This is a genomic window from Streptomyces torulosus (assembly GCF_001419765.1).
Classification (GTDB): domain Bacteria; phylum Actinomycetota; class Actinomycetes; order Streptomycetales; family Streptomycetaceae; genus Streptomyces; species Streptomyces torulosus.
In genome coordinates this window covers 1-2,195 of record NZ_LIRK01000933.1, presented here as the reverse complement: position 1 = coordinate 2,195, position 2,195 = coordinate 1, and the positions used below count along the sequence as shown (strand labels likewise).

Here is a 2,195-nt window from a genome sequence, read left to right as displayed (position 1 = left end):
GGTCGCGCAGCAGGGCGAGGTCGCTGTGGGCGTGCATGTCGACGAAGCCGGGCGCGAGGACCAGCCCCTCGACGTCCAGCTCCCGCCGGGCGGACGGCCGCTGGCACCCGGCCGCCGCTGCCTCCTGGACGATCGAGGTGATCCTGCCGCCCGACACGACGATGTCGGCGCGGTAGGAGGGGCCGCCGGACCCGTCGACGACCTCGGCGTCACGCAGGACGACGTCGTCCATGTCTGCCACCTTTCGAGCCTGGGGGAGCGGGAGAATCCGGCCGGCCCTCAGAAGTAGGTGCGGACGTACTCCACGACCGTCCCGTCCGCCTCCACCACCGGGATCAGCTTCCACTTGTCGAACGACGTGCACGGATGGGACAGCCCCAGCCCCACCCAGTCCCCGACCGACACGTCCGCCCCCGCCTGCGTGCGCAGCCAGGCGTGCTGATCGGACAGGCCGGTCACGACCATGCCGTCGCCCGCGTCCCGCACCTCGCCCGACCCGGCGTCCCGCACCACCTCCACCGTCGGCAGACCGAGGTCGTACGCCGCGTCCCGCTTGCCGGCGTTCGCGAAGGCCTGCTCGGGGGAGGGGCGGGAGACGACCTGGGCCCAGAGCCGGAACGCGGGCTCCAGGGCACCCTCCTCGGGTACCCGGTTGAACGGGGTGAGACGCCGGTAGTGCCCGGCGTCGTGAGAGACGTACGCCCCGGACCGCAGCAGCTTCAGCACGGGCGCCGACAGCTCGGGGATCTCGTCGAACACCTCCGCCACCGCGTCGAACCACGCGCTGCCACCGGCGCTGACGACGATCTCCTCCAGCCCCGCGAACCGCCCCGCCTCGTCGAAGTCGACGGCCAGGGCGACGAGCCGCCGCAGCCAGGCGCCCACCCGCCCCGGATCCGCGTCGGGCACCTCGCCCTCGTACCCGGCCACGCCCACCAGCCGCAGCGTCTCCACCCCGGCCACCGCGTCCGCGACCGCCGCGCACTCCGCCTCCGTACGGACCCCGGTCCGCGCGCCGTCGCCAGCGGCGAGCTCCACCACCACCTCCAGCGGGCGCGCCGAGCCTCGCAGCGCCGCGTCCATCAGCTCCACGCCGCGCACGGAGTCCACGTAACAGACGAGCCGGAACGACGGATCGGCGGCCAGCTCGGCGGCGATCCAGCGCAACGCCGCCGGGTCCACCACCTCGTTGGCGAGGAACACCCGCTCGATCCCGAACTCCCGCGCGACCCGCACCTGATGCGGCACGGCCAGGGTGATGCCCCACGCCCCCCGCTCGATCTGCCGCCAGAACAGTTGCGGCGCCATCGATGTCTTCCCGTGCGGCGCGAAGGCCAGCCCGTGCCGCTCGGAGTACGCCTCCATCAGGGCCAGGTTGTGCTCCAGCCGCTCGGCGGACAGGGCGAGCACGGGCGTGGTGAACCCACCGGTGAACAGGTTCCGGCGCTGACCGGCCAACTCCTCCACCGTCAGCCCGTCGGCGTCCGGCGGGAGGCCCTTGAAACGGTGGTCGACGCGTTCAGCGGCGAGACGAGCGAGCGCTTCGACACCCATGAGACCCTCCCTGAAAAGCTCCGTTGCAGCAACTGCAACGTCCATTGCATATGTCGCTTACGGCTGTCTAACATCCCAGCAAGCACCGGGTCAACGGTGCCACCGCCCCCTGCCGAGGAGCCCCGACCACCGTGACCGCCGACGGTTTCTCCAAGGCCGCACCCGACGTCGTCGACGTCGTCGCGCTCGGCGAGTCCATGGTCACCTTCCTGCCCACCCGCCCCGGCCGCCTCGCCGACGTCCCCTCCTTCGAACGCGCCATCGGCGGAGCCGAGTCCAACGTCCTCTGCGCCCTCGCCGCCACGGGCCACGCCACCCGCTGGGTCAGCCGCGTGGGCGCGGACGGCTTCGGCGACCACCTCCTCGAAGCGATCGCCGCGCACGGCGTCGACGTCACCTCCGTACGCCGCGACCCGGACCGCCCCACCGGCGTCTACTTCCGCACGGCCGCGGACCGCGCGACCGACGCGCACGAGGTGGCGTACTACCGCTCGGGCTCGGCGGCGTCCGCGATGACCAGCGCCAACACGGACCTGCCGGCCGCCCGCGCCGCCCGAGTCCTCCACCTCTCCGGCATCACGGCCGCGCTCTCCCCGTCCTGCCTGTCCCTCCTCCAGGACCTGACGGCCCCCCACCCCGAC

The 2,195-nt window shown here is 73.1% G+C and carries 2 protein-coding genes and 1 pseudogene; 1 reads left to right on the top strand and 2 read right to left on the bottom strand.

Features of this window, described 5'->3' with window-relative positions:
- Both AOK23_RS42705 and AOK23_RS42700 read right to left on the bottom strand, forming a co-directional pair.
- Nucleotides 1–232: pseudogene (locus tag AOK23_RS42705) on the bottom strand (D-aminoacylase); the annotation flags it as partial.
- A 47-nt stretch (nt 233–279) separates the two neighbouring features.
- Nucleotides 280–1,554, bottom strand: coding sequence for an amino acid deaminase (locus AOK23_RS42700; RefSeq protein WP_055717752.1), 1,275 nt, complete (start codon nt 1,552–1,554; stop codon nt 280–282).
- Nucleotides 1,555–1,685: 131 nt separating this feature from the next.
- Between AOK23_RS42700 and AOK23_RS42695 the strand changes: the two genes are divergently transcribed.
- Nucleotides 1,686–2,195 (top strand): PfkB family carbohydrate kinase (locus tag AOK23_RS42695; RefSeq protein ID WP_276205812.1); only part of this gene is annotated, 510 nt, incomplete at its 3' end.

Excerpts from the sequence above, each read along its gene's own strand:
- AOK23_RS42700 (WP_055717752.1), bottom strand. The coding sequence starts at position 1,554 with ATGGGTGTCGAAGCGCTCGCTCGTCTCGCCGCTGAACGCGTCGACCAC.